The sequence below is a fragment of the Cyanobium sp. L1E-Cus genome (assembly GCF_024345755.1).
Taxonomy (GTDB): domain Bacteria; phylum Cyanobacteriota; class Cyanobacteriia; order PCC-6307; family Cyanobiaceae; genus Cyanobium_A; species Cyanobium_A usitatum.
The window spans coordinates 25,255-45,764 of record NZ_JAGQBS010000003.1 but is presented as its reverse complement, the minus strand read 5'-3'; the positions used below and the strand labels follow the sequence as shown (position 1 = coordinate 45,764).

General features: G+C 62.8%; 22 protein-coding genes. 12 read left to right on the top strand and 10 right to left on the bottom strand.

The window, feature by feature from the left end:
- Positions 1–12 precede the first annotated feature (12 nt).
- Positions 13–720 (top strand): 50S ribosomal protein L1, encoded by a 708-nt coding sequence (rplA, locus tag KBZ22_RS03095; RefSeq protein WP_255021000.1) that lies wholly within the window; start codon positions 13–15, stop codon positions 718–720.
- On the opposite strand, the gene KBZ22_RS03090 is transcribed toward rplA, so the two are convergent.
- On the bottom strand, positions 704–2,176 hold the full coding sequence (locus KBZ22_RS03090; protein ID WP_255020999.1) for an ABC transporter permease subunit: 1,473 nt from the start codon (positions 2,174–2,176) through the stop codon (positions 704–706). The two genes, rplA and KBZ22_RS03090, sit on opposite strands and share 17 nt — an antisense overlap.
- A 254-nt stretch (positions 2,177–2,430) precedes the next feature.
- On the opposite strand from KBZ22_RS03090, the gene rplJ reads away from it, so the two are divergent.
- A complete protein-coding gene (gene rplJ, locus KBZ22_RS03085; protein WP_106632875.1) occupies positions 2,431–2,955 on the top strand; it encodes a 50S ribosomal protein L10 in 525 nt (174 codons plus the stop codon).
- Between the two features lie 50 nt (positions 2,956–3,005).
- Positions 3,006–3,389, top strand: coding sequence for a 50S ribosomal protein L7/L12 (gene rplL / locus KBZ22_RS03080; protein WP_106632876.1), 384 nt, complete (start codon positions 3,006–3,008; stop codon positions 3,387–3,389).
- Positions 3,390–3,688: 299 nt separating this feature from the next.
- Here rplL and KBZ22_RS03075 read toward each other — a convergent pair whose 3' ends face one another.
- Entirely contained in the window at positions 3,689–4,429 is a 741-nt protein-coding gene (locus KBZ22_RS03075) for a DUF3747 domain-containing protein (protein WP_255020998.1), read from the bottom strand.
- A gap of 72 nt (positions 4,430–4,501) precedes the next feature.
- Here KBZ22_RS03075 and KBZ22_RS03070 point away from each other — a divergent pair, with 72 nt between their 5' ends.
- The 7 genes from KBZ22_RS03070 (at position 4,502) to KBZ22_RS03040 (ending at position 12,137) form a co-directional block, all read left to right on the top strand.
- Positions 4,502–5,296: a ribonuclease H gene (locus KBZ22_RS03070; protein ID WP_396111570.1), complete on the top strand. Its 795-nt coding sequence runs from the start codon at positions 4,502–4,504 to the stop codon at positions 5,294–5,296.
- 10 nt (positions 5,297–5,306) lie between these two features.
- The gene (locus tag KBZ22_RS03065; RefSeq protein WP_255020996.1) at positions 5,307–6,521 is read left to right on the top strand and encodes a quinone-dependent dihydroorotate dehydrogenase; all 1,215 of its coding nucleotides are present in this window, start codon (positions 5,307–5,309) and stop codon (positions 6,519–6,521) included.
- A 103-nt stretch (positions 6,522–6,624) separates the two neighbouring features.
- Positions 6,625–7,440 carry a type IV pilus biogenesis protein PilM gene (pilM, locus tag KBZ22_RS03060; protein ID WP_255020995.1) on the top strand — a complete coding sequence of 272 codons (816 nt, stop codon included), beginning with the start codon at positions 6,625–6,627 and terminating at the stop codon, positions 7,438–7,440.
- The gene (locus KBZ22_RS03055) at positions 7,437–8,153 is read left to right on the top strand and encodes a PilN domain-containing protein (protein ID WP_255020994.1); all 717 of its coding nucleotides are present in this window, start codon (positions 7,437–7,439) and stop codon (positions 8,151–8,153) included. The genes pilM and KBZ22_RS03055 overlap by 4 nt, the downstream gene beginning before the upstream one ends.
- 41 nt (positions 8,154–8,194) lie before the next feature.
- Complete coding sequence (locus KBZ22_RS03050) at positions 8,195–8,884, top strand: hypothetical protein (protein ID WP_255020993.1); 690 nt, start codon at positions 8,195–8,197, stop codon at positions 8,882–8,884.
- A 678-nt stretch (positions 8,885–9,562) separates the two neighbouring features.
- Positions 9,563–11,326, top strand: coding sequence for a type II secretion system protein GspD (locus KBZ22_RS03045; RefSeq protein ID WP_255020992.1), 1,764 nt, complete (start codon positions 9,563–9,565; stop codon positions 11,324–11,326).
- A 226-nt stretch (positions 11,327–11,552) separates the two neighbouring features.
- Positions 11,553–12,137: a DUF4115 domain-containing protein gene (locus KBZ22_RS03040; protein WP_255020991.1), complete on the top strand. Its 585-nt coding sequence runs from the start codon at positions 11,553–11,555 to the stop codon at positions 12,135–12,137.
- A 9-nt stretch (positions 12,138–12,146) separates the two neighbouring features.
- On the opposite strand, the gene KBZ22_RS03035 is transcribed toward KBZ22_RS03040, so the two are convergent.
- From KBZ22_RS03035 to KBZ22_RS03020, 4 genes are all read right to left on the bottom strand, one after another.
- Positions 12,147–12,866: a pentapeptide repeat-containing protein gene (locus KBZ22_RS03035; RefSeq protein WP_255020990.1), complete on the bottom strand. Its 720-nt coding sequence runs from the start codon at positions 12,864–12,866 to the stop codon at positions 12,147–12,149.
- Positions 12,867–12,985: 119 nt separating this feature from the next.
- On the bottom strand, positions 12,986–14,797 hold the full coding sequence (locus KBZ22_RS03030; RefSeq protein ID WP_255020989.1) for a DUF3488 and transglutaminase-like domain-containing protein: 1,812 nt from the start codon (positions 14,795–14,797) through the stop codon (positions 12,986–12,988).
- Positions 14,794–15,732, bottom strand: coding sequence for a hypothetical protein (locus KBZ22_RS03025; protein WP_255020988.1), 939 nt, complete (start codon positions 15,730–15,732; stop codon positions 14,794–14,796). Before KBZ22_RS03025 ends, KBZ22_RS03030 begins: the two co-directional genes overlap by 4 nt.
- Positions 15,719–16,603, bottom strand: coding sequence for a MoxR family ATPase (locus KBZ22_RS03020; RefSeq protein WP_255020987.1), 885 nt, complete (start codon positions 16,601–16,603; stop codon positions 15,719–15,721). Before KBZ22_RS03020 ends, KBZ22_RS03025 begins: the two co-directional genes overlap by 14 nt.
- 59 nt (positions 16,604–16,662) lie before the next feature.
- Between KBZ22_RS03020 and KBZ22_RS03015 the strand changes: the two genes are divergently transcribed.
- Positions 16,663–17,835 (top strand): histidinol-phosphate transaminase, encoded by a 1,173-nt coding sequence (locus tag KBZ22_RS03015; RefSeq protein ID WP_255020986.1) that lies wholly within the window; start codon positions 16,663–16,665, stop codon positions 17,833–17,835.
- On the opposite strand, the gene KBZ22_RS03010 is transcribed toward KBZ22_RS03015, so the two are convergent.
- From KBZ22_RS03010 to KBZ22_RS03000, 3 genes are read right to left on the bottom strand one after another with little or no spacing between them, the layout of a single operon-like run.
- Positions 17,759–18,025, bottom strand: coding sequence for a Txe/YoeB family addiction module toxin (locus KBZ22_RS03010; RefSeq protein WP_255020985.1), 267 nt, complete (start codon positions 18,023–18,025; stop codon positions 17,759–17,761). The two genes, KBZ22_RS03015 and KBZ22_RS03010, sit on opposite strands and share 77 nt — an antisense overlap.
- Positions 18,025–18,300, bottom strand: a complete 276-nt coding sequence (locus tag KBZ22_RS03005; protein ID WP_255020984.1) for a type II toxin-antitoxin system Phd/YefM family antitoxin — start codon at positions 18,298–18,300, stop codon at positions 18,025–18,027. The genes KBZ22_RS03010 and KBZ22_RS03005 overlap by 1 nt, the downstream gene beginning before the upstream one ends.
- A gap of 26 nt (positions 18,301–18,326) precedes the next feature.
- Positions 18,327–19,397 carry a glycosyltransferase gene (locus KBZ22_RS03000; protein WP_255020983.1) on the bottom strand — a complete coding sequence of 357 codons (1,071 nt, stop codon included), beginning with the start codon at positions 19,395–19,397 and terminating at the stop codon, positions 18,327–18,329.
- A 50-nt stretch (positions 19,398–19,447) separates the two neighbouring features.
- On the opposite strand from KBZ22_RS03000, the gene KBZ22_RS02995 reads away from it, so the two are divergent.
- Positions 19,448–20,218 carry a hypothetical protein gene (locus KBZ22_RS02995; protein WP_255020982.1) on the top strand — a complete coding sequence of 257 codons (771 nt, stop codon included), beginning with the start codon at positions 19,448–19,450 and terminating at the stop codon, positions 20,216–20,218.
- Here KBZ22_RS02995 and KBZ22_RS02990 read toward each other — a convergent pair.
- Positions 20,215–20,508, bottom strand: coding sequence for an EF-hand domain-containing protein (locus KBZ22_RS02990; RefSeq protein WP_255020981.1), 294 nt, complete (start codon positions 20,506–20,508; stop codon positions 20,215–20,217). The two genes, KBZ22_RS02995 and KBZ22_RS02990, sit on opposite strands and share 4 nt — an antisense overlap.
- Between the last annotated feature and the right edge of the window lie 2 nt (positions 20,509–20,510).

The following is a 20,510-nucleotide window of genomic DNA, read 5'->3' as shown; positions in this document are numbered from 1 at the left end:
CCCATCACCACCATGCCGAAAATCTCTAAGCGCTTCTTAGCGCTCAGCGCCAAGGTCGAAGACCGCAGCTACGGCCCCCTCGAGGCCATTGAGCTGGTTCAGACCAACGCCAACGCCAAGTTTGACGAAACCCTGGAGGCCCACGTGCGCCTCGGGATCGATCCCAAGTACACCGACCAGCAGCTGCGCACCACCGTGGCCCTGCCCAACGGCACCGGCCAGTCGATCCGCATTGCCGTGATCGCCCGCGGTGAAGCTGTGGCCGCCGCCAAGGCTGCCGGCGCCGACCTCGCTGGCGACGACGATCTGGTGGATCAGATCGCCAAGGGCGAGATGAACTTCGATTTGTTGATCGCCACCCCGGACATGATGCCCAAGGTGGCCAAGCTTGGCCGGGTGCTAGGTCCCCGCGGCCTGATGCCCAACCCCAAGGCCGGCACCGTCACCACCGATCTGGCTGGCGCCATCAACGAGTTCAAGGCCGGCAAACTTGAGTTCCGCGCCGACCGCAGCGGCATCGTGCACGTGCGCTTTGGCAAGGCCAGCTTCACTCCAGCCAAATTGCTCGAGAACCTCAAGGCCCTGCAGGAGACCATCGATCGCAATAAGCCCAGCGGTGCCAAAGGCCGCTATTGGAGGAGCCTCTATGTGACCTCCACCATGGGCCCCTCGGTGGAAGTTGACTTCTCGGCCCTGCAGGACCTCAAGCAGGAAGGCTGAGTCGCCGCTCCAGCTGCTTGAACAGCAGCGAGGCCGTGGTGGTCATCACTAGGTAAACCAAGGCCACCGCTAGGTAAACCTCAAACGCCCGGTAGCTGGTGGCCACCACCAGCTGCCCTTGGCGGAAAAGTTCGTCGAAGCCGATCACCGCCGCCAGGCTGGTGTCCTTAATCAGCGTGATGAACTCATTGGCTAAGGAGGGCAGCACCCGCTGCAGGGCCTGGGGCATGATCACTAGCTGCAGCGCCGTTAGGGGCTTGAGACCCAGGGCCCTTGAAGCCTCCCATTGGCCCCGGTCAATGGAAATAATTCCTGCTCGTAGGGTTTCTGCCAGGTAGGCAGCGCCGTTTAGCCCTAGGGCGAGCACTGCGGCAGCGAAGCGATCTAGTTGCAGCTCTAGTCCCATTTGGCGGGCTAGGGCAGGCACGCCGAAGTAAATCACGAACAGCTGCACCAAAATTGGCGTGCCGCGAAAGAAGTCGACGTAGATGCGGCAGCAGCGCTGCATTACTGGGTTGGCCCCCAGTAGCCCCGCAGCTACCAGGCCAGCTCCGATCAGGCCTAGGCCGAAGGAGCAGAGGGTTAGCGCCAGGGTCACGCCCGCACCGCGGATCAAATTGCGCAGCAACTGCACCCCGTCAAGTCCGGCGCTATCGCTGCGGCTATCGAGAGCAGGGGCTCGCTGGGGTAGAGCTGGCGGGCTCTGCCCAAACCAACGCTCATAGATCCGGGCGTAGCTGCCATCGGCCAGTACCTGGCCCAGCCCCTTGTTTACTGCTTCGCGCAGGCCAGAGCCCTTGGGGAAGGCGATGCCGTAGAAGTCGCTAGTGAGGGGCTTGCCGGCGATCTCGATGCCATCGAGGCCAGCGGTTTCGATCGCGTAAAGGGTGGCAGGCAGGTCATTTACGTAGGCCTCCACGTGGCCGTTCAGAAGCTCCTGCAGGGCAAGAGGACCTGAATCAAAGGTGCTGAGCTTGGCTCCCGGCACGGCTGCCATGGCCTTTGCACCCGTGGAACCGATCTGAACGGCGATCGTGCGTCCTTCTAGATCTTTGAGGTTGGCGATGCCCCGGGTGCCTCGCCGCACAACTATGCCCAAGCCAGCGGCAAAATAGGGGCGCGAAAAGTCGACGGTTTCGGCCCGCTCTGCGGTGATCGTCATGGCGCTGATCGCCAGGTCGAGGTTGCCCGCTTGCAGGGCAGGTATCAGGCCATCGAAGGGCAGAGCTGTGAGCTTTAGCCGCTGGCCAGTGCGCTTGGCGATCGCTTCGATCAGTTCGATATCGAAGCCCCGCAGCTCGCCGCTGGCGCCATCAGTCATGCCGAAGGGGGCATAGGTGGGATCGGTGCCTACGGTCCAGGTGGGGGCCGCTCCAGCTGGAATTGCCAGGCCGACCACCAAGGGCATCACCAAGCTGAGCAGCAGCTTGGCGCCGCGGCGGCGAGAGGCAGGCATGGCTGGGCTCGGGTGTGGGCAGTGTGTAGTGTGGACCTCTGGCTTTGTCCAGAAGGGCACGCGCCCTACCCCAGACAGCAGGTGGATTTCGGTCCATAAGTCCTGCCGAGGTGATCGCGACAGGTTTGGCACCAGGAAGGATTCGTCCGGAAGGGTTGTGGAGCGTGCAGCGGCCTCGAGTTGACCTTTCCCTTGGGAAAAGTCAACGTCCCGGGCTGCGTTCCCGGCTTGTTCCCCTGATCCGTTCCTTTCCTATGGGCCGCACGCTGGAGAGCAAGCAACAGATCGTCGATGAGCTCAAGGGGCTCCTCGGCGAGGCCGAAATGGCGCTTGTCCTTGATTTCAAGGGCTTGTCCATCAAGGAGATGTCTGATCTGCGGATTCGTCTGCAGGCCAGCAAGGGGGTGTGCAAGGTGACCAAAAACACCTTGATGCGCCGCGCCATTGATGGAAATACCGCCTGGGCGAATCTCGATTCTCTGCTCACCGGCTCCAACGCTTTCGTCCTTGTTAAGGGCGATGTGGGTGGTGCGGTGAAGGCCGTGCAGTCCTTCCAGAAGGACACGAAGAAGTCTGAGGTGAAGGGTGGCCTTTTCGAAGGCAAACTCCTCTCCGAAAAAGACATCAAGGCCATCGGAGATCTGCCCTCCAAGGAGGTGCTCATGGCCCAGATCGCAGGTGCGATTAATGCCGTGGCTACCAAGTTGGCCGTGGGTATCAACGAGGTTCCGTCCGGTCTTGCCCGGGCGCTCAAACAGCACGCCGAAGGCGAAAGCTGAGCTCCCCCGATCCGACTGTTCACAAACAGATCTGTTGCTGATTCTCAACCATGTCCGCTACAACCGACCAAATTCTCGAGTCACTGAAGACTCTTTCCCTGCTTGAAGCTTCCGAGCTCGTCAAGCAGATTGAAGAGGCTTTTGGTGTATCCGCCGCCGCTTCCGCGGGCGTCATGATGGCCGCAGCTCCCGCTGCTGCCGCTGAAGCCGTCGAGGAGCAGACCGAATTCGACGTCATGCTCGACAGCTTTGACGCCACTGCCAAGATCAAGGTCCTCAAGGCCGTCCGCGAAGTCACCGGCCTCGGCCTGGGCGAAGCCAAGGCCCTGGTGGAAAGCGCTCCCTGCGCCATCAAGGAAGGCATCGCCAAAGGCGAAGCCGAATCCATCAAAAAAGCTGTGGAAGAAGTCGGCGGCAAGGTTTCGATCAAGTGATCGCTGGGGCCCTGCGGGGCCCTATCACCTTTCTGCCAACGTCATTCGTTGCCATCAGACCGGCCCCTTCAGGGCCGGTTTTTTGATGCAGTAACTAATAAAAAGAAGGGACCAACAAAAAGAGGTGACCAATAAAAAAGCCCCGCCGAAGGCAGGGCTCTGAGTTGGAACGATTCTGGGAGTCTGTCCTCGTTTCGACCCCGGAAGAGCGTTCCCACTCCTCACACCCCAGAAACTTAATGGCAGGCTTTGGGATCGGCTAGCTGGACTGGGACTCTCCGGCAACTGGCACCCGGGCTTCAATCGCGGAAGGGGATCACTGGCAAGCGAATAGGGCCCTGGCCCGTCCCCTGGGCCAGCAGGTTCGGGGGGGCAACCGGCGGACGCAGGCCGAGCTGGGCTCCAGGCCTGGCTGGGGGTTGGGAGATCCCGCTGGCTGCGGCTAGTAGCTGGGGCAGGGGTGCGGCGTTGGCGAAGTACAGGTGATTCAGGGTCTGCTCGCCAAAGCTGCGGCGTTGCAGGTCCCAGCCGGCTTCGAGCTTCAGGGCTACAAACCCATCTCGATCCCGCAGGGGCACCTTGGCGCGGGCAACCACCAGGGTGGTGGGATCGCTGGGGGTGCTGGCCTGCAGTTGCAGTTCGTTGCCGCTCTGGCGCAGCTGCAGCCGGTAGCGACTGGCCAGATCCTGATCGCCGATGCGCAGGGAGTAGCCGTTGCTGTCGAGATAGCGGCTGCAGATGCCGGTGTAGTTGAAGCGGTTGAGGGCCGGGTCGATCAGGCCGTCGGGGCGCTCCTCCCAGCAGCGGGGCTGGGGTTGGATCTGCTCAAGCACCAGCAGGTTCCAGTCGTTGCGCCCCAGGGGCCGCGCCAGCACGGCGAAGCGGCTGGCATCGAGCGGCCGGCTATTGAACAGGTTGGCGGCCTCTGCCCAGGGGGTGAGGGCGGCCAGGGCCGCACCTGCCAGCAGGGCGTTGCGCCAGGGACGGTAGGTTCGGCGCTCTGCCTGGCTTCTGGTCAGGCCCGGTTTGGATGGGTCCATGGCGGGGCGCAGCAAGCGGGCAGATGGGTTCTCTAGCGAATTTTCGGGGGTTGTCCAGTGGCGGCTAAGCCGGTGAAAGTGGTGGCTGCGGCCTGTGATGGTGCTTGCAGTGGCAATCCGGGTCCAGGCGGCTGGGGCGCCTTGCTGCGCTTCGAGGATGGCTCGGTGCATGAGATGGGCGGCGCCGATCGGGCTACCACCAACAACCGCATGGAGCTCACCGCAGCGCTGGCCTTGCTGGAGGCCATCAAGGAGCTGCCCCGTCCGGACCAGCTCAGCATCCGCACCGATAGCCGCTACCTGATCGATGGTTTCAGCAAGTGGATCCAGGGCTGGAAGCGCAAGGGCTGGCGCACGGCCTCCGGCGGGGCGGTGCTCAATCGGGATCTATGGGAGCAGCTAGACCAGGCCAGGCTTGAGGGGGTGTCCCTGGTGCACGTCAAGGGTCACAGCGGTGATCCAGACAACGACCGCTGTGATGCGATCGCCGTGGCCTTTTCCAAGGGTCAGATGCCGGCCATGGCGGCTGGCGAGGTGATCGCCACTGCCCGGATCGAAGCCGATGTTCCTGCCGATATTCCTGCCGATATTCCCAGCGCTAAAACCGCCGCCCCTGGCCCAGCGATTGCCGACCCTGCGCCTGCTGGCCTGCAGCAGCTGTTGAGCCGCCTTGAGCTGGCCGATCGCTTCGCTGGCCAGGGCTACGGCCTCAGCTTGGTGGAGCTGGCCCAGCTGGTGGAGCAGCCCTTGCAGCAACTGGAGCGCCGCAGTGGCCCCTGGCGCTGGCGCGACTGGCAGGTGTTGCCCCTGGCGGGAGGGCGCTGGCGTTTGCAACGGGACGAGGGAGGATTGGGCGCGCGGGAGTAGGCGGCGGCTGATGGTGGATTCAGGCTCATCGAGCAGGGCTGGCACCGGCACGGTTCGCACCAGCACGGTCAGTACCAGTACAGACGCCTTGTATGGGCGGCTGGTGGGTCCGCTGCTGGGCCGTGATGACGGCGCTGACGCTGAGCAGCTCAGCCAGCTCACCCTCACGGCCCTGGCCCAGGCCTCTTTGCGGCGCCAGTGGCCCTTCGTGAGTGGTGCCCTGGCAGGTTTGGCCGCTGAGCTGCAGCGCCCCGATCCACGGCTGGAGCAAACCCTGTTTGGTTGCCGCTTCTCTAACCCGGTGGGCTTGGCGGCCGGATTTGATAAAAACGGTGTAGCAGCAGGGATCTGGCATTTGTTTGGTTTTGGCTTTGCCGAGTTGGGCACGGTCACCTGGCATGGCCAGCCGGGCAATCCCAAGCCGCGGCTGTTCCGGCTGGCGGCCGAGCGGGCGGCCCTCAACCGCATGGGTTTCAACAACGGCGGCGCCCAGGTGTTGCGCCGCACCCTGGAGCGTCAGCAGCTGCCGGCACCGGGCCAGCGCCCGGCGGTGCTGGGTATCAACCTGGGCAAATCCAAGATCACCTCCCTGGAGCTGGCCCCCGACGACTACGCCTCCTCCCTGGAGCTACTCGCCCCCCTGGCCGACTATGCGGTGATCAATGTGAGCTCGCCCAACACGCCGGGCCTGCGGGAGCTGCAGGAGGAAACCCTGTTGCGGCGCCTGGTGGAGCGGCTGCGGCGCTTGCCGGCCTGCCCGCCGCTGCTGGTGAAGATCGCGCCGGATCTGGAGGACGACGCCATTGATGCCATCGCCCGCATGGCCTACGAGGAGGGCCTGGCCGGCGTAATCGCCGTTAATACCAGTCTGCATCGCCTTGGCCTGGAGCAGCGGCGCCTGGTGCAGACGGGCCGCACATTGGCCGAGGAGGCCGGCGGCCTCAGCGGAGTGCCCCTACGGGGCAGGGCCCTTGAGGTGCTGCGTCGGCTGCGGGCCACGGCGGGTCCAGCCTTGCCCCTGATTGGCGTCGGCGGGATCGATTCGGCCGAGAGCGCCTGGGAGCGGATCACCGCGGGGGCCTCGCTGGTGCAGCTCTATACCGGCTGGATCTACGGCGGGCCGGCGCTGGTGCCGCAGATTTTGGAAGGTCTGGCGTCCCAGCTGGATCGTCATGGCCTGAGCCATATCAGCGCAGCTGTGGGCACAAGTCTGCCTTGGCGCTGAATGTTCGGTAAGTTGCTATAGCGAATGGGTTTGCACCTTGGTACTAGCGGGACTCCAAAACACTTGGCAGCCCCTCCGTGCCCAGCTATTTCCCAAACTGGTGATGGTGGATTTGTCCGAGCACTTGGTGCTTGGCCAGTCCGTTAAACGGGGCCAGCCAGTTGAGCCAGCCTGGTCGGCGCCGATACCGGCGCGCACCTGCCGTAATGGGGTGCCCCAGCTCGCGGATGCCGTGGGCGACTTCATCGGTGATCTGCTGCTCGAGCACGGTGGGATTGATTCCCAGCTGGTGGTGTCCCTGCCCCGCCAGGCGGCCCATTGGCGGGTGGTCGAATGGGCTAGCGCGCAGCATCCCGTGGATTCGATCGATGAGCTACGCGATCTGAACCCGGATCTGGGGCTGCCGTTTGCGTTGGATGATGCTTACGTCGATGTGCAGCCCCTACCTGGAAATACTGCCAGCTCCCTGGTGGTGGCCGCAGCTCGCTCGGTGGTGGAGGCCTGGGTGGAGGTGTTTGCAATAGCTGGCGGCACCCTGCAACATCTGCTGCCGGCTCAGGTGTGCTTAATGGGAGCCCTTAGCGATGAACTAATAGCTACACCTGCCTCCACCCTGGTAGCCCTGTTGCAGCCGCTTGATGAGCAGACGGTACTAACCCTCTGGCGCCAGGGTGTGCCTGAATTTGAGCGGCTGCTGCCTGGGGCTATGCCGGATTTGTTACCAGCCCTGCAGCAGAGCCTGGATTTTTATCGCAGCCACCATGCACCCGAAGCACCCGTGAGGCTGCTGCTCACCGAATCAATGCCGGATCTGGAAGGCTTGGAACAGGCCCTAGGACTGGAGGCCGAGCTGCTCGAGTGTGATGGCTTTGGATCCCTTGTGCTGCAGGGACTTGCCGGCCTGGAGTTGGCCCAATGAGCTCCCCATCGATGGCCTCCCAGTTTGATCTGCTGCGTGAAAAACGCCAGGAGCTGAATCTGCCCGAACCAGCTGATGCCTCCATCCAGGGGCGCCGCTGGCTTGTCCAGGGTGTGGTGATTGGTGCGGCACTGGTTGGCGTTTCCCTTGTCGTGGCGGTATTGGTGTTTTTGAGAGCCTTGATGGTGAGCTCGGCGATCGAGGGCCTAGGCACCGTGGAAGCGGAGGTGCAGTTGTTTGAAACCCAGCTGAACGCCAGCAGAACCAAGCTCAATGGGGTGGCAAAGGCCAATCAGGATTTGGTTAAGGGCTTGCTGTCAGTGCGATCCGGTTCAGCGGTGCTGCGCGATCTGCAAATGAGGGTGCCTGCGGGAATCCAGCTCACTAGTGCTGCTGAAGAAGGCACTGGCTATCGCCTCAAGGGTCTATCGCGTGATCCCCAGGCTTTTGCACGTATCAATGCGCTGCAGCTGCAGCTGAAGCGTTCGCCTTTGCTTGATCCCAATGCGATCACTTTGGTGAAGGCCTCCCGCGAAGCGGGTGCGGCCAGCACACCCCAGGCTCAAGCAGTAGTAGCACCGGTCAATTTTGAGATCCAGGTAAACTTCCGCCCACCGATTAGTCCGTTAGCGGAAAAACAAATCCTCATCCAGCTGGGCTCTGAGGGTTTGGTGCGACGCCTGGATCTGCTGCAAAAGGAGGGCCTGCTCTGATGACTAATCTTCAAGATGTTGCTAGCCCTAATGCCACCAAGTTGCAGCAGCGTTTGCTGTTGGGTGTGCCGATTGGTATTGGTGCGGTAGTTGCTGCGTTGATTATTGGCTTTGGGGTATTACCTCAGTGGTTGCGCCTCCAAACCAGCAGTGAGCGTTTGGCCCAATTGGAGGAATTCAAGGCACAAATCCCCCTGCTCAGATCTCAGATTGCCAAAACTTCCGAGGACCAGAGTGCGGCGGAGCGTAAGCAGCTTCAGGTGCTGCAATTAATCCAGGGCAGTGGCGAATTTGCTACCTTTCTTGCCCAGCTGGACGCGGAAGCTGCGCGCCACGGAGTTCAGCTTGATCTCTATGAGCCAGTGGCGGCGCCAGCACCTGTGCCCGCTGTAGAAGCGAAGAAGGGTGAACAGGCTCCGCCTCCGCCAGCTTCTGCTATGGAAGCGGCTGGGCTGAAGGAGCAGAAGGTGTTGCTCACCGCTCGCGGTAGTTATCCAAGCCTACTGGCATTTATGAGAGCTATTGAAAAGCTGAGTGTGCTTGTGAGCCAGAGCAGCTTGTCTTTGGCTGTGGTTGATCCAGCTAAGTCTGGGGCTCAGGCTGCACCACCGGCCGGGACTGCTGTTCCAGGTAGTGGCCCAGTGGCGGCGAAAACCGAGGTCAAATTAATGCTGACTTCTTATCAAGCTACTGACAGCAAGATAGCTCAGCCAATTCCTAAAAAGTCCTGATTGACTAATTGGCTCCTGGCTTTTCGGAAGTATTTTCGCTAAGATTAAATTTGAGTAGCATTGGTCCAGTTGGCAAGCCCTCTCCGGTATCGATTGGCATCGGCGACCTTGGCCACAGTGCTCCCAGCAATTGCCCTGGCTGAAGCCGCGGTTCAGGCAGCCCCTCGTTCCTCTAGTGGTATTAGCAGTGCGGCCGGAGCGCCCAGTGCTAATGCTCCTGCGGTGTCGACTGCCGGGCCTTTGCAGCTAAAGGTGCGACGCCTAAGAGATTCGGTTGAAGTAGTGATTGAAGGTGCTGGTCTGGCACCGCAGCTGCAGCAATCCAGTGGTGCCAATGGCTGGCAGGGTTTGCTCACAACAGCAACCCCTTCGGGCCTAAGGGTTGGCCCCCAGCGGCTGTCTTTGCCCGAGCTGGGTTTTCAGGCCATCACGCTGGACGGATCCGGCAGTAGCTACCGAGTTGGTGTCACCCCCGTGGCGGGAGCCCCATTGGGTCGGCCTGTAGTGAGTGGTGATGGAGTCAGCTTGATCATCAGCTTCCCAGCCTCGGCCCAGGTATCTCTTCCTGTAGCTCGTTTCAATGCTCAGCAGCCTGGCTATATCCCTCAGGCCAGCTTTGCGCCGCCGCTTCAGCCTCGGGCAGTGGCGCCCCCCCTCGGAGATATGGCCGTGGGGTCGATGACACTGCGCAATCCTGGCTATTTGAATTTAAGTGGCCCTGCCGTCACCATGACCCTCAAGAATGCTCCGGCCAAAGATGCCTTGATGGCTCTTGCACAGGTGGGAGGGTATGGCTTTGCCTACGTGGCAGAGGCTGATGCGGCTAATTCCACTGGGGGAGCCGGAGGTGTTGATGCGGGGTCAACTCGAATATCTCTGGCATTTCGTGGTGAAAGCTTTGGGCGTGCTTTCAATACTGCTTTGCTGGCAGCTGGTTTGCAAGGAAGGCGTGAGGGCAACATGATCCTTGCCGGTCCGAAAGCCTTATCCAAAACCTTTGGGCCACAGTTATCGAAGGTTTATCGCCTAAATCAGGTGGGCCCGAATGCTGCTGCTGATTACCTCGCCAACTTGGGTGCAACAGTTACCAAGACCAACACGATTACTACCTCGGTAACTCAGGGTGGTGATTTGAATCAGCCTAGTGGGGCACCCAATTCGGCTACAACACAATCAAGCTCAATTACTAACGTAGAGGCCTATGGCGCTTCCAGTGGTCCCTTGCTCGGCCTCAGGGCTACAACCGATACTCGCCTTGGGACGATTACTCTAGTTGGCGATCCTGTTATTGTTTCGGTCGCCGAGCAGTATCTTAAGCAGCTTGATCTTCGCCAGCGCCAGGTTGCATTGAGTGTGCGAATTCTTGATGTTAATCTCGACAATGTGTCAGAAATAGATAATTCCTTTGCTGTTAGATGGGGCAATAATTTTATAGTCAATGATAGCGGTCAGCTCTTGGGAGCTTTTGGCCGCAATCTCCCTCCAACTTCCAATGACTTTAGGCGCGGTGTGCCTAATGATCTGACTGTTGAGCTTAAGCCGAGTGATGGAACCACGCCGGGAACGGTAACCACTGAAGGAACTAATTTGCCTGGTCTTCAGACATCTGCTTCCGCAACTCTGAATGGTGCGGTTTCCCAGGGTGGCAGTTTGGTCAATGGTGTTCGGCTAAATCCTGGTGTTAATTTTCCAAGTGATCAGTTCTTTGACTTTGTGCGAGCTCAGATTGTTTCAGGTTCTACCAAGCTGCTTGCCAGCCCTACTTTAATTCTTCAGGAAAATACCTCGTTGTTGAGAGAGGGATCCGAAACGGCATCGTCTACTGGCTCTTCTCAAAGTGCTAGTCAAGGCATCACAAACATTGGATTAGATAGTGCTGTTGGCAGGAGGCGTGCCAATGAGGGAGTTGTTCGAGTTGGTACCAATGTGGTTACGGGATACAGCACAGAGACACCATCTCAGGGTGGCAACGTAGTATGTACTCCGGAATTGTCCACGGCTGGACTTGTTTTAGGTGCCAGGGTGGAGAAAATTGACGACAATGGATTTGTGACGTTTGTTTTGTCGCCAAGCGTTTCCGCGGTTACTGATCAAGAAAATGCTCCCCAGGGCTGTGGATCTAACCTAAATATCCTTAGTATTCGCAGTCTTGATACTGGTGCTTTACGCGTACGTGATGGTCAGACACTAATAATGACTGGTGTTATTTCTGATTTTGATAGAACCGAAGTTAGCAAGTGGCCCATTCTTGGTGACATACCTTTGATCGGTCAATTCTTTAGAAAGAGCTCGGGACGCAAGGAAAAGCGCGAACTTGTGATTATGGTGTCGCCGCGAATAATTAATGATGACCAGGGTGGCGTGTATGGCTACGGCTATCAACCGGGAACCGCTGCCGGGCGTGAATTCTTCGGGGCAATAAATGGAGCAGGTGGCAATTAATCTTGATACTTGCTAATTTTTCTGGTTCTGATTGTTAGGGCTGATGTCTATGCAGCCTTCTGATCGTCCTGGCTTTGTGCCTTCAGGGCAAGATCCTGTTGATGAACAGACTGCCCGTCTAGGTGCTTTGGAGTCTCAAGTTGCAGAGGCTCATGCTGAGCTTGAGCAATACCAGCGACTGCTGAATGAGCTTCCAGGGATTTATGAAGGAAAGTTTCGTCAGAAGTTGCGCTCTGTTGCCCAGGAGATCCGTCAGCTGCTTGATGAGCGCAAGGACCTTCAGCAGCAAGTGGGCCAGGCGTTGGCAGAGACCAAGCAGCCGAAATTGCTGCCGCAGTCAGGTGCAGCCTCTGAAGTTTTGGATCACCCCAAGACCCAAATTTGGACCAAGTTGCAAATTCCCCGCTTCAGGCGCCTGCCCAAGCTGCGGCTGATTGGTCTTTGTACAGGCACCGCGTTGGTGCTCGTTGGCGCAGCACTAGGGATCCCCAGCCTTTTCGGCAGCCGTTTAGCTGAGCCCCGGGGTGGGTCGTCGCTTCCTTCCCCTCAGGCACCTCCAGTGCCAAAAGCTCCTACCACGATTCAGTTGCAGGCTAGAGGTGGTGAGAGCTGGGTGTTAGTTGAAGATCTCAAGGGGCGCCAAGTCTTTAGTGCAATCCTCAAGCCAGGTGCGCCAAAGCGGTTTCCGCTGGCTCAGGGGTTGCGGCTGCGTTCCGGTCGCCCTAATCAGCTTTTCATTGCTGTAGGTGATGCGGTGCCTAAGCCCCTCGGTGGCGTTGGCGATCTCGATTGGGTGAAGATTCGCCCCTGAAGCTCAGATTCAGAATCCCACCCCCATGCCCATGCCAGCTGCCTTGATCGCCAGTGGCGCCAGTGCTCCGAAGGTTGAGATCAGCCCGTTCAGCACCTGGCTGCCGAAGCCATTTCCGCCGCCCTGTTGATCCCCTTGGCCCATCTCCTTTACAGTCTCCCGTAGCTGTTGGGCCTGGCTGGTGTCACCGCTCTGTTCATACAGGTTGGCGGCGTAGTTGAAGTCCTTGGCTGCCATTTCAACCTGTCCCTGTTGCCCCCTCGTGATCCCTCGGGCTACCCAGGTGATGGCAGCGGCTGGTTCGCGCCGAATGGCCGCATTGAAATAACCCTCCGCTTCGCTATGGCGTCCCTGCATCGAAGCCTCCACCCCGGCGTTATGGAGTTCCACAAAGCTCAGTTGCTCCTGATTCACTCCCTTTGCCTGTTGCCAGTGGCTGCGCGACAGGGCGCCAGGGTCTAGAAGGGCTCCATTCAGATCTGCCTGGCGTAAATCGGTTCCTTCGACTCTCGCGCCGCGCAGATCGGCGCCCCGCAGCGAGGCACCCGTAAGGCTGGTGAAACTAAGGTCTGCGCCGTTCAGGCGCGCCCCGTCCAGCTTTGCTTGGCCAAGATTGGCTCGCTGCAACTGGGCGCCCCTAAGGTCCGCATCACGCAGGTTGGCGTGAACCAGATCAGCATCCTGCAGCTTGCAATTACGGCAGCTACGGCTATCCAGCAGTTTGATCAAGTCTTCGCCCGAGGCACGGGCTGCAGGGCTGCCTAGGCAAGCCGTTAGGCAAGCAACTGCCAGAAGTTGATATCTCAGCTTTGATCTGTTCATCACAACTATTCCCAAGCCCTGCTGCCTTATAGCGCCTTCAGCTGGCGCGTCCCAAGCTCTTTGCGCAACCTGTGCCACCGAGCCTCGGCCTGGCGGCGTTGGGGGCCAGTGAGTGGGGCAAAGAGCAGCTGGTTGTAGCTGGCTACCAGTTCCGTTAGGAGTTCAGCTTGGCCATAGTCCGCCTCCCGGGCTCTCAGGGCGAGGGATTCGAGAGTTTCGCCCGGCTGCAGCTGCAGACCTTGTTGCTCCAGCAGCTGCAGCAGCCGGTTGAGTTGTCGCCGCCGCCCTTGTGGCCGGCCTGGTTGCTGCAGCCACTGCAGCCAGCCCAGTCCCAGCGCCAGCAAGCCAGCCACTGCCCCAAGCACCACGGCGCCCAGCCATTGGCGTTGGTCGCCAAATAGCCGTTGCAGCAATGCTTCCTGGCCGGCTTGATCGAAGCCCAGCCACCAGCGGCTCCAGGCCAGGTCCAGGCCCCACCATTGCCACTGCAGCCAGGAGCTAATGGGGTTGGTGCTGGCGCCTGCTTCGCTGGCTTCAGCGCGGCTGGCTGGGGCCGTTGCCCATGCGCTTGGGTCAATGCGTTGCCAGCCCTGGCCCGGCAGCCACACCTCGCTCCAGGCGTGGGCGTTGCTGTGGCGCAGGTCCAGGTAAGGCGCTCCGCTGAGCGGCCGCACCCAGGTGCCGCCCAAATAGCCGCTCACCACCCGGGCCGGCACCCCCGCGGCGCGCATCAGGGCCGTGAAGGCGCTGGCGTAGTGGCCGCAGAAGCCTTCGCGCCTCTCAAACAGAAATGCATCGAGTCCCCGCTGGGCCGGCAGTGCCCCAGGGCTGCGGCTGTAGCGGAAATCCTGCTGCGTAAACCATTGCTTGGCAGCGGCCAGCCGTTGCTCGGGCGTGGCCAGATCTCGCCAGCTGGCACCAAGCGCCTCCAGCTGGGGATTGCTGCCGGCGGGTAGCTCCAGATCCGCCGGGCTGGGCTGCCGTTGCTGCCACGGCTGGGGGCTGCCCGTGTCCCTCACCAAATAGGCCTGGCGTTCGCGACTGGCCTGGAGGGGCTGCAGTTCGCCGCTGCGATTCACCCGCAACTGGTTGGGGTTGGCCCGGCCGCTGCCATCCCAGGGCAAGGCGTTCACCGGGCTGGCTTCCACCAGCCACACCTGGCTGCTGGTGTTGCTCTCTGGGTTGCTATCGGATCCGGTTGGCGTGGCCCGGCGGTTGCTTGGTAGCTCTCGCTGCTTCCAGCGCTGCCCGTCGAATTGTTCGTGCACGATCACGCGCCAATAGCGCTCAGCCGGCTCGGGCAGCTGGCCGCTGCTGAAGCTCACCCGCGCTGCCGGGCCCGTGTTGTCGGCGAGGTTTGAGATGCTGCCTGGATCGAGTTCGCTGTTCAAGCCGGTTACGGCGCTGGCGCCGGCACCCCGCAGGTTTGGCGTTTGCCAAATCGGCTCGATTCGCGGCACCAGTAGAAAAAGCACCAGGGCCACCGGCAGGGCCGCCAGCAGCACCGCCAGGCTGCGGCGCAATACAGCGCGCCAGCTCAGCCCGCTCCCCACCTCCAGGGCCAGCAGCCCCGCCAGGCCCAGCGCTGTGGCCAGCAGCTGCAGCAGGCTGGGCAGCAGCTCCCCTTGCTGGGCACCCTGCACACCGCCGCCTATCAAGGTGAGCAGGCTCACCAGTCGCCGCTCAGGCAGGCTGCGGGCCTCGGCCAGCTTCAGGCCGGCCAGCACCAGCAGCCCCGCCGATAGCCAGCTGAGCGGTGCGCTGAAATCCAGCCCCGCCAAACCCGCCGCCAGGGCCCCTAGCCCCAGGATCTGCAGCCAGCGGGCGCTACCACTCATGGCGCTGCGCCAGGTGCCAGGGCCAGGGCCAGTAGGCAGCGGTCCCGGTGTTCGGGGCCCGTGCTTGGGGCAAGTTGGAAGCCGCCCAGTGCCAGGCCGTAGGCCTCGCCCGCCTTGCTGCGGCGCCAGATTTCGGCGCTGAGGTGCTCCAGGGCTCGCTCCGGCGGCAGGCCCGGCGCTGGCGTCAATAGCCCCACCGCAGGGGTGGCATCGGCGAAGGTTTTGGTTTGGCGGCCCCGGCCCTGGGCGAGGGATTTCCAGGCCAGTCGGGCTAGGCCGTCCTCGGGGCGGTGGGGGCGCAGGTCGTACCAGTCGTCGCTACCTGCGGCGAACTTGCTAGCGGCGGTGGCGGCGGTGTCGCTGCTGGCGGGCCAGGCGGTTTCGGCTACGGGCCCCGGCCGCCGGGCTGGATAGATGGGCTGGGGCCGTGGCGGTTCCCACAGCGTCCAGCACACAAAAAGTCCGAGGGGAGCGGTGGTTTGCAGCCGCAGTCGCCCCGGGGTTTGCAACCCCCGCCGCCCCGGGCGCCAAGGCACCGAGAGCACCGATTCGCCAGCCGCCAGGGGCTGGGGTGTTGTCGCGCTGCCGGCCAGCCCCAGCTGGATCCCATCGCGCTGGCAGCGGCTGCGGCAGAGCAGCGGATAGGCGACCATTTCGCCCGCGAAGCCGCCGCTGGGGGCCAGGGCTTCAAGTTCGAGGCCTTGCAGGTTGAACTGGGTGAGGTGCAGGGCCAGCAGCCACAGCCCCAGCATCAAGAAGCTCAGCAGCAGCGGTCCATTGCGCTGGCTTTGGATCGCCACGAGCAGCAGCAGGCCGCCGCCCGCCAGCCAGAGCAAGCCGAAGCGGGTCGGCAGGATGTAGAGGCTGCGCAGCCCCAGCCTTAGCCGCTCGCCTCGGTGCGGTTTGATCAGTTGCCGGGCCCTAGCGAAGTCCATCCACCCCCGCCAGCAGCGTTGCGGCATCGCCAGCCAGCCTGTGCTCAGCCACAGCTGGCAGCACCGCCTGCACGTCGGCGGGGGTGACGTGGTCCCGCCCCTCGAGCAGCGACCAGGCCCGGGCGGCGGCCACCAGCCCCTGGCAGGCCCGCGGTGAAAGCCCGGTGCCGGCTTGGTCTGCTCGCCGGCTGAAAGCGGCCAGGTCGAGTACGTAGTCGAGCAGGGCGCTGGAGCAGTGCTGGGCGGCGGCTCGCCGCTGCAGCTCCAGCAGGCCGGCGCCATCTAGCAGGGGCCCCAGGCTGGCTGGCGGCAGCGCCTGGCCGCTGAGCAGATCACGCTCGGCCCGTCGATCCGGATAACCCAGGCTCAGCCGCATCAAGAAGCGATCCAGCTGGGATTCCGGTAGGGGGGCGGTGCCCACCTGGTCGAGACCGTTCTGGGTGGCGATCACCAGGAAGGGCTCGGGCAGCGGGTGGCTCACCCCATCGACGCTCACCCGGCCGGCCGCCATCGCCTCCAGCAGGGCGCTCTGGGTGCGGGGGCTGGCCCGGTTGATCTCATCGGCCAGCAGCACCTGGCTGAATAGGGGGCCGGGCTGGAAGTGGAAACGGGCGCTGCCGGCATCAAAGACGTTGATGCCCGTGAGATCGGCTGGCAGGAGGTCGCTGGTGAAGCTCACCCGCTTGAAGTCGAGGCCGAAGGCGCGGGCAAGGGCTTCGGCCAGGGTGGTTTTGCCCATGCCGGGCAGGTCTTCGATCAGCAGATGGCCGCGGGCTAGCAGGCAGGCCAGGGCCAGCCGCACCGCCTGCTCTTTGCCCAGCAGCACCTGGCCGATGGCGCTGATCAGCGGTTGCAGCCTGGGGCTGGACACGGAGCCGGTGCGAAGAACACGATTGTGACGGCGCTGCCACTTAAATTGCCTTGATGCCGATGGGGTTGCTTCAGCGCCATGGCGGCAACCAGGCCGCCACCGCCGCGCGGCTCGGTTGCCGGCCCTCCCAGTTGCTTGATGCCAGCGCCTCTCTGGTTCCTTTTGGGCCGCCTTGGTTTGTGCGCCGCTCCTTGATGTGGGCCGGGCTGACCGCGCCGCTACGGGCCTATCCCGACCGCTCCTATGCAGGTTTGCGCAGCGGATTGGCCCGGCTGCATGGTCTGGAACCCGATTGGCTGTTGCCGGGTAACGGTGCGGCTGAGCTGTTCACCTGGGCGGCCCGGGATGCGGCGGCGGCAGGGCTGAGTGTGTTGGCCCAGCCAGGCTTTGCCGATTATCCGCGGGCCCTGGCCTGCTGGGATGGGGCTTGGCGGCCCCAGCCGCTGCCGATGCAGGTGGATGGGTCTGCGGGGGCTGGTGCCGCTCAGGCCTATCCGGCACCTCCGGCGGGCGAGGTGCTTTGGCTCACCAATCCCCACAACCCCACTGGAGCGCTCTGGACTTGCGCCTCCCTCGAGCTCCTGCTGCAGCGCTTTGCCCTGGTGATCGCCGATGAGGCTTTCCTGTCTCTGGTGCCGGGTGGCGAGGCTCAGAGCCTGATCCCGCTGCTGCCTATGCACCCAAACTTGGTGGTGATCCGCAGTCTCACCAAGCTTTACGGCATAGCGGGCCTGCGCCTTGGCTATGCCCTTGGCCACCCCGAGCGCCTGGCCCAGTGGGCCTCCTGGCGAGATCCCTGGCCGGTGAATGGCCTGGCGGCCGCCGTGGGGGAGCGGCTGCTGGCTGATCCGGCGGCCTACCGGCGCTGGTGCGGCAGGGTGCAGCGCTGGACCGGCCGCGAGGGTGCCTGGCTGCAGCGTCGGCTGGCCCAGCTGCCTGGCATCACGCCCCTGCCTTCAGCCGCCAACTTTCTGCTGATCCGCGCTGAGCATTCGCTAGTGCCGTTGCGCCAAGCCCTGGAGCGGCGCCATCACATCCTGTTGCGCGATTGCCGCTCTTTCGAGGGGCTGGGGGAAAACTGGCTGCGGATTGGCTATCAGAGCCACCGCAACAATCGCCGCATCCTGCGGGCTTTGCGGCAGGAATTAGGGCGCTTTAGTAGTGATAGCGCCCTTGCAGAAATTCGACCCGGCTGTTCTGGACCAAATACACGCAGCGATGTTCCTGGGTGATCCGCCGAGACCAGACGCCTGGCCCCAAGTATTTGAGCGGTTCTGGTTTGCCGATGCCCTCAAAAGGATCTTTCAAGATTGCTTGCATAACCTCAATCAGGCGTTTAGCGGTGCGTGGTTGGTGGCGCACCCAATGCTGCAAGTCATCTAGAAACTCCGGGTGAACCACCGCTTGCCAGGAGGGGCCCATCAGCCTTCAAGGCTGTTGACAAGGTCCGTCAGGTTGATTGGGTCCAGGCTCTGCTCGCGAGCTCTGCTTAGGGCTGTGAGAAGACGCTCCGCATTCGCCGGTGAGCGCAGCAGATGGGCTGTTTCCATTAAGCCGGCAAGTTCATCAGCAGCCACTAGGGCCACATCGCCGCCCTTGCGCCGCCGCACCATCACGACCTCTCGGTCTTGTACGGCACGATCCATCAGGCCCTTCAAGCCTTCCCTGGCTTGGCTGTAAGTAGTTTCAATTGCCATTTGCTGTCCAGCCTTGTTGGACAACTTTAGGGTTTTCTCAGCATCGCCGCCACTCGCTGATCGGCATCGCGCACCGCCAGCTCGCCCATGGCTGTAGACATTTGCTTTAAGGGATCACAAGCAGCTGCTGCCCCCCGCAGGCGCGGGCCCAGCAGCCGCCAAAGGCTGCGCTCGAGGGCCGGCTCAGCGGGGCCGTGCTGCCACACGATCACGGCCGCCCCAAGTTCGGCCGCGGCGGCGGCGTTGACGTCCTGGTGGTGGTCGGCGGCGGCGGGGTAGGGCACCAGCACCGCCGGGGTGCCGCACACTGCCAGCTCGCTGAGGGCGCCGGCGCCGCTGCGGCTGATCGCCAGGGCGGCGTGCTGCAGCAGGCCGGGGATCTCGTCGCTGAAGGGAAGCTCCACCACCCCTGCCGGCAGGGGCTGGCCTGCCTCGGGGTCGTTGCTGCCGGTGAGGTGCACCACCCGCACGCCAGCGGCCGTGAGCTTGGCAAGCAGGGGGCGCACCATCTGGTTGAGACCCACGGCTCCCTGGCTGCCGCCCATCACCAGCAGCAGGGGCCCGGATCCTTTGGGCGCCCAGTCGGGCAGGGGGGCGGTCTCCAGAAAGGCTTGCCGCACCGGCGTTCCCGTCACCACGGGGCGGCAGCGAGGCAGGCGGGCAGCGGCCTGGGGCAGGCCCACCGCCACCTGGCTGCAGAGCCGGCCCAGCAGGCGGGTCACTTTGCCGGGCACAGCGTTGCTCTCATGCAGCACCACCGGCACGCCGGCCCAGCGGGCCGCCAGGATTGCGGGCGCAGCGATGTAGCCGCCGCTGGTAAAAACCGCTGCGATGCGTTCGCGCCGGATCAACTGCCGCACTGATCGAACCGCTTGCAGCAGCTGCAGCAGGTTGAGCAGCTTGCGCAGGCCCCGGCCTTGCAGCCCCCCGGCCCGCACCGTGTGCAGTGGATAGCGGCTAGGCACCAGCTGGCGTTCCAGTCGGTCTGGCACCCCCAGCCACGACACGCTCCAATCCGCCGGCATGGCATCGGCCACTGCTAGAGCAGGAAATAGGTGGCCACCGGTGCCGCTGGCAGCAATTAGGAGCCTGGGCATGGGTGCTGGGGCTGAAGCATGCCTAACTTAAAAGCGGTTTCCGCCGCCCCATGCCGCGTCTCCAGCTACTTGGCCGATTTCTGCCCCGAAGCCTGGCCGGGCTCGCCGTCCTGCTGGTCAGTACGGTGCCCGCTCTTGCTGGTGCCGGGCCCAGTGCGGCTCAGCTCCAGGCCCTGGAAACGGCCCTCAACGGCACCGGCGAGCTCAGGGGCGCCATGGAGGACGGTCCCGGGCTCGACGTAACCCTGGTGGAACTGCGAAGGCGCAGCATGCTGCGGCAGTTCCCTGATGCCCGCTGGCAACTCACCACGGGCAAGCCTTTGCGTGATGGGCGCAGCACCGTGCAGCTCCAGGTGACCGGCAGCCGGCAGGAAGGCCCTACTCGCTACCGGCTCGATGCCCAGCAACAGCTCGTGCTCAGCAGCAGTGGCGGTCCTGGGGGCCGCATCAATGGCCAGATAGTGATTCGAGAGCAGACCCTGATGCGCAGCGGTGAGGCCGATCTACCTGTGAGTCTCTTGATCCCGGATGCGGTGCTCACAGGTCAGCGTTATGACGTTGACGCGTTGTTTGACGAGCCCCTGGAGGGGGCGATCGCGGCGGGTGGTTTGGTGGCCCTTACCGGTCAGCAGGTGAACGCTCTGGAGAGCCCAGAGCTCCAGCTGGGAGCACTGGGTGGCGGTGGCCTGTTCAAGTCGGTGCAGGCTCCCTTCACACCGGGATCCCAGACCTGGGCAATTTTGCTGGTCCATCCCAAGGGCATCGTCAGTGCCACCAAGCGGGTGCTGGTGGTGGCCGACAAGACCCAGCTGGATCCTTAACGCAGGTCGCCGGGCACTAGGTAGCCCTTGCCGCCGCGGTCGAGCCGCTCGAAGTGGCGCAGAAGGTAGGCGTTGGCGCGTACTTCATCAAGCTCGAGCCTGCCATCACCGTTGCGATCGAGCTGCCGGAACAATTGCGCTAGCCGCTGTTGGTACACCTCAAACTCATCGGCCGCCCGTGCCGGCAGTTCTAGGCTCCCGATAGCGGCCAAAAGCAGCACGCCCGCCAGGCTGCTGGCGATAAGTCGCAGCGGGTGACGAACACCAGGAACCATGGTTGCGGTGGGCATGG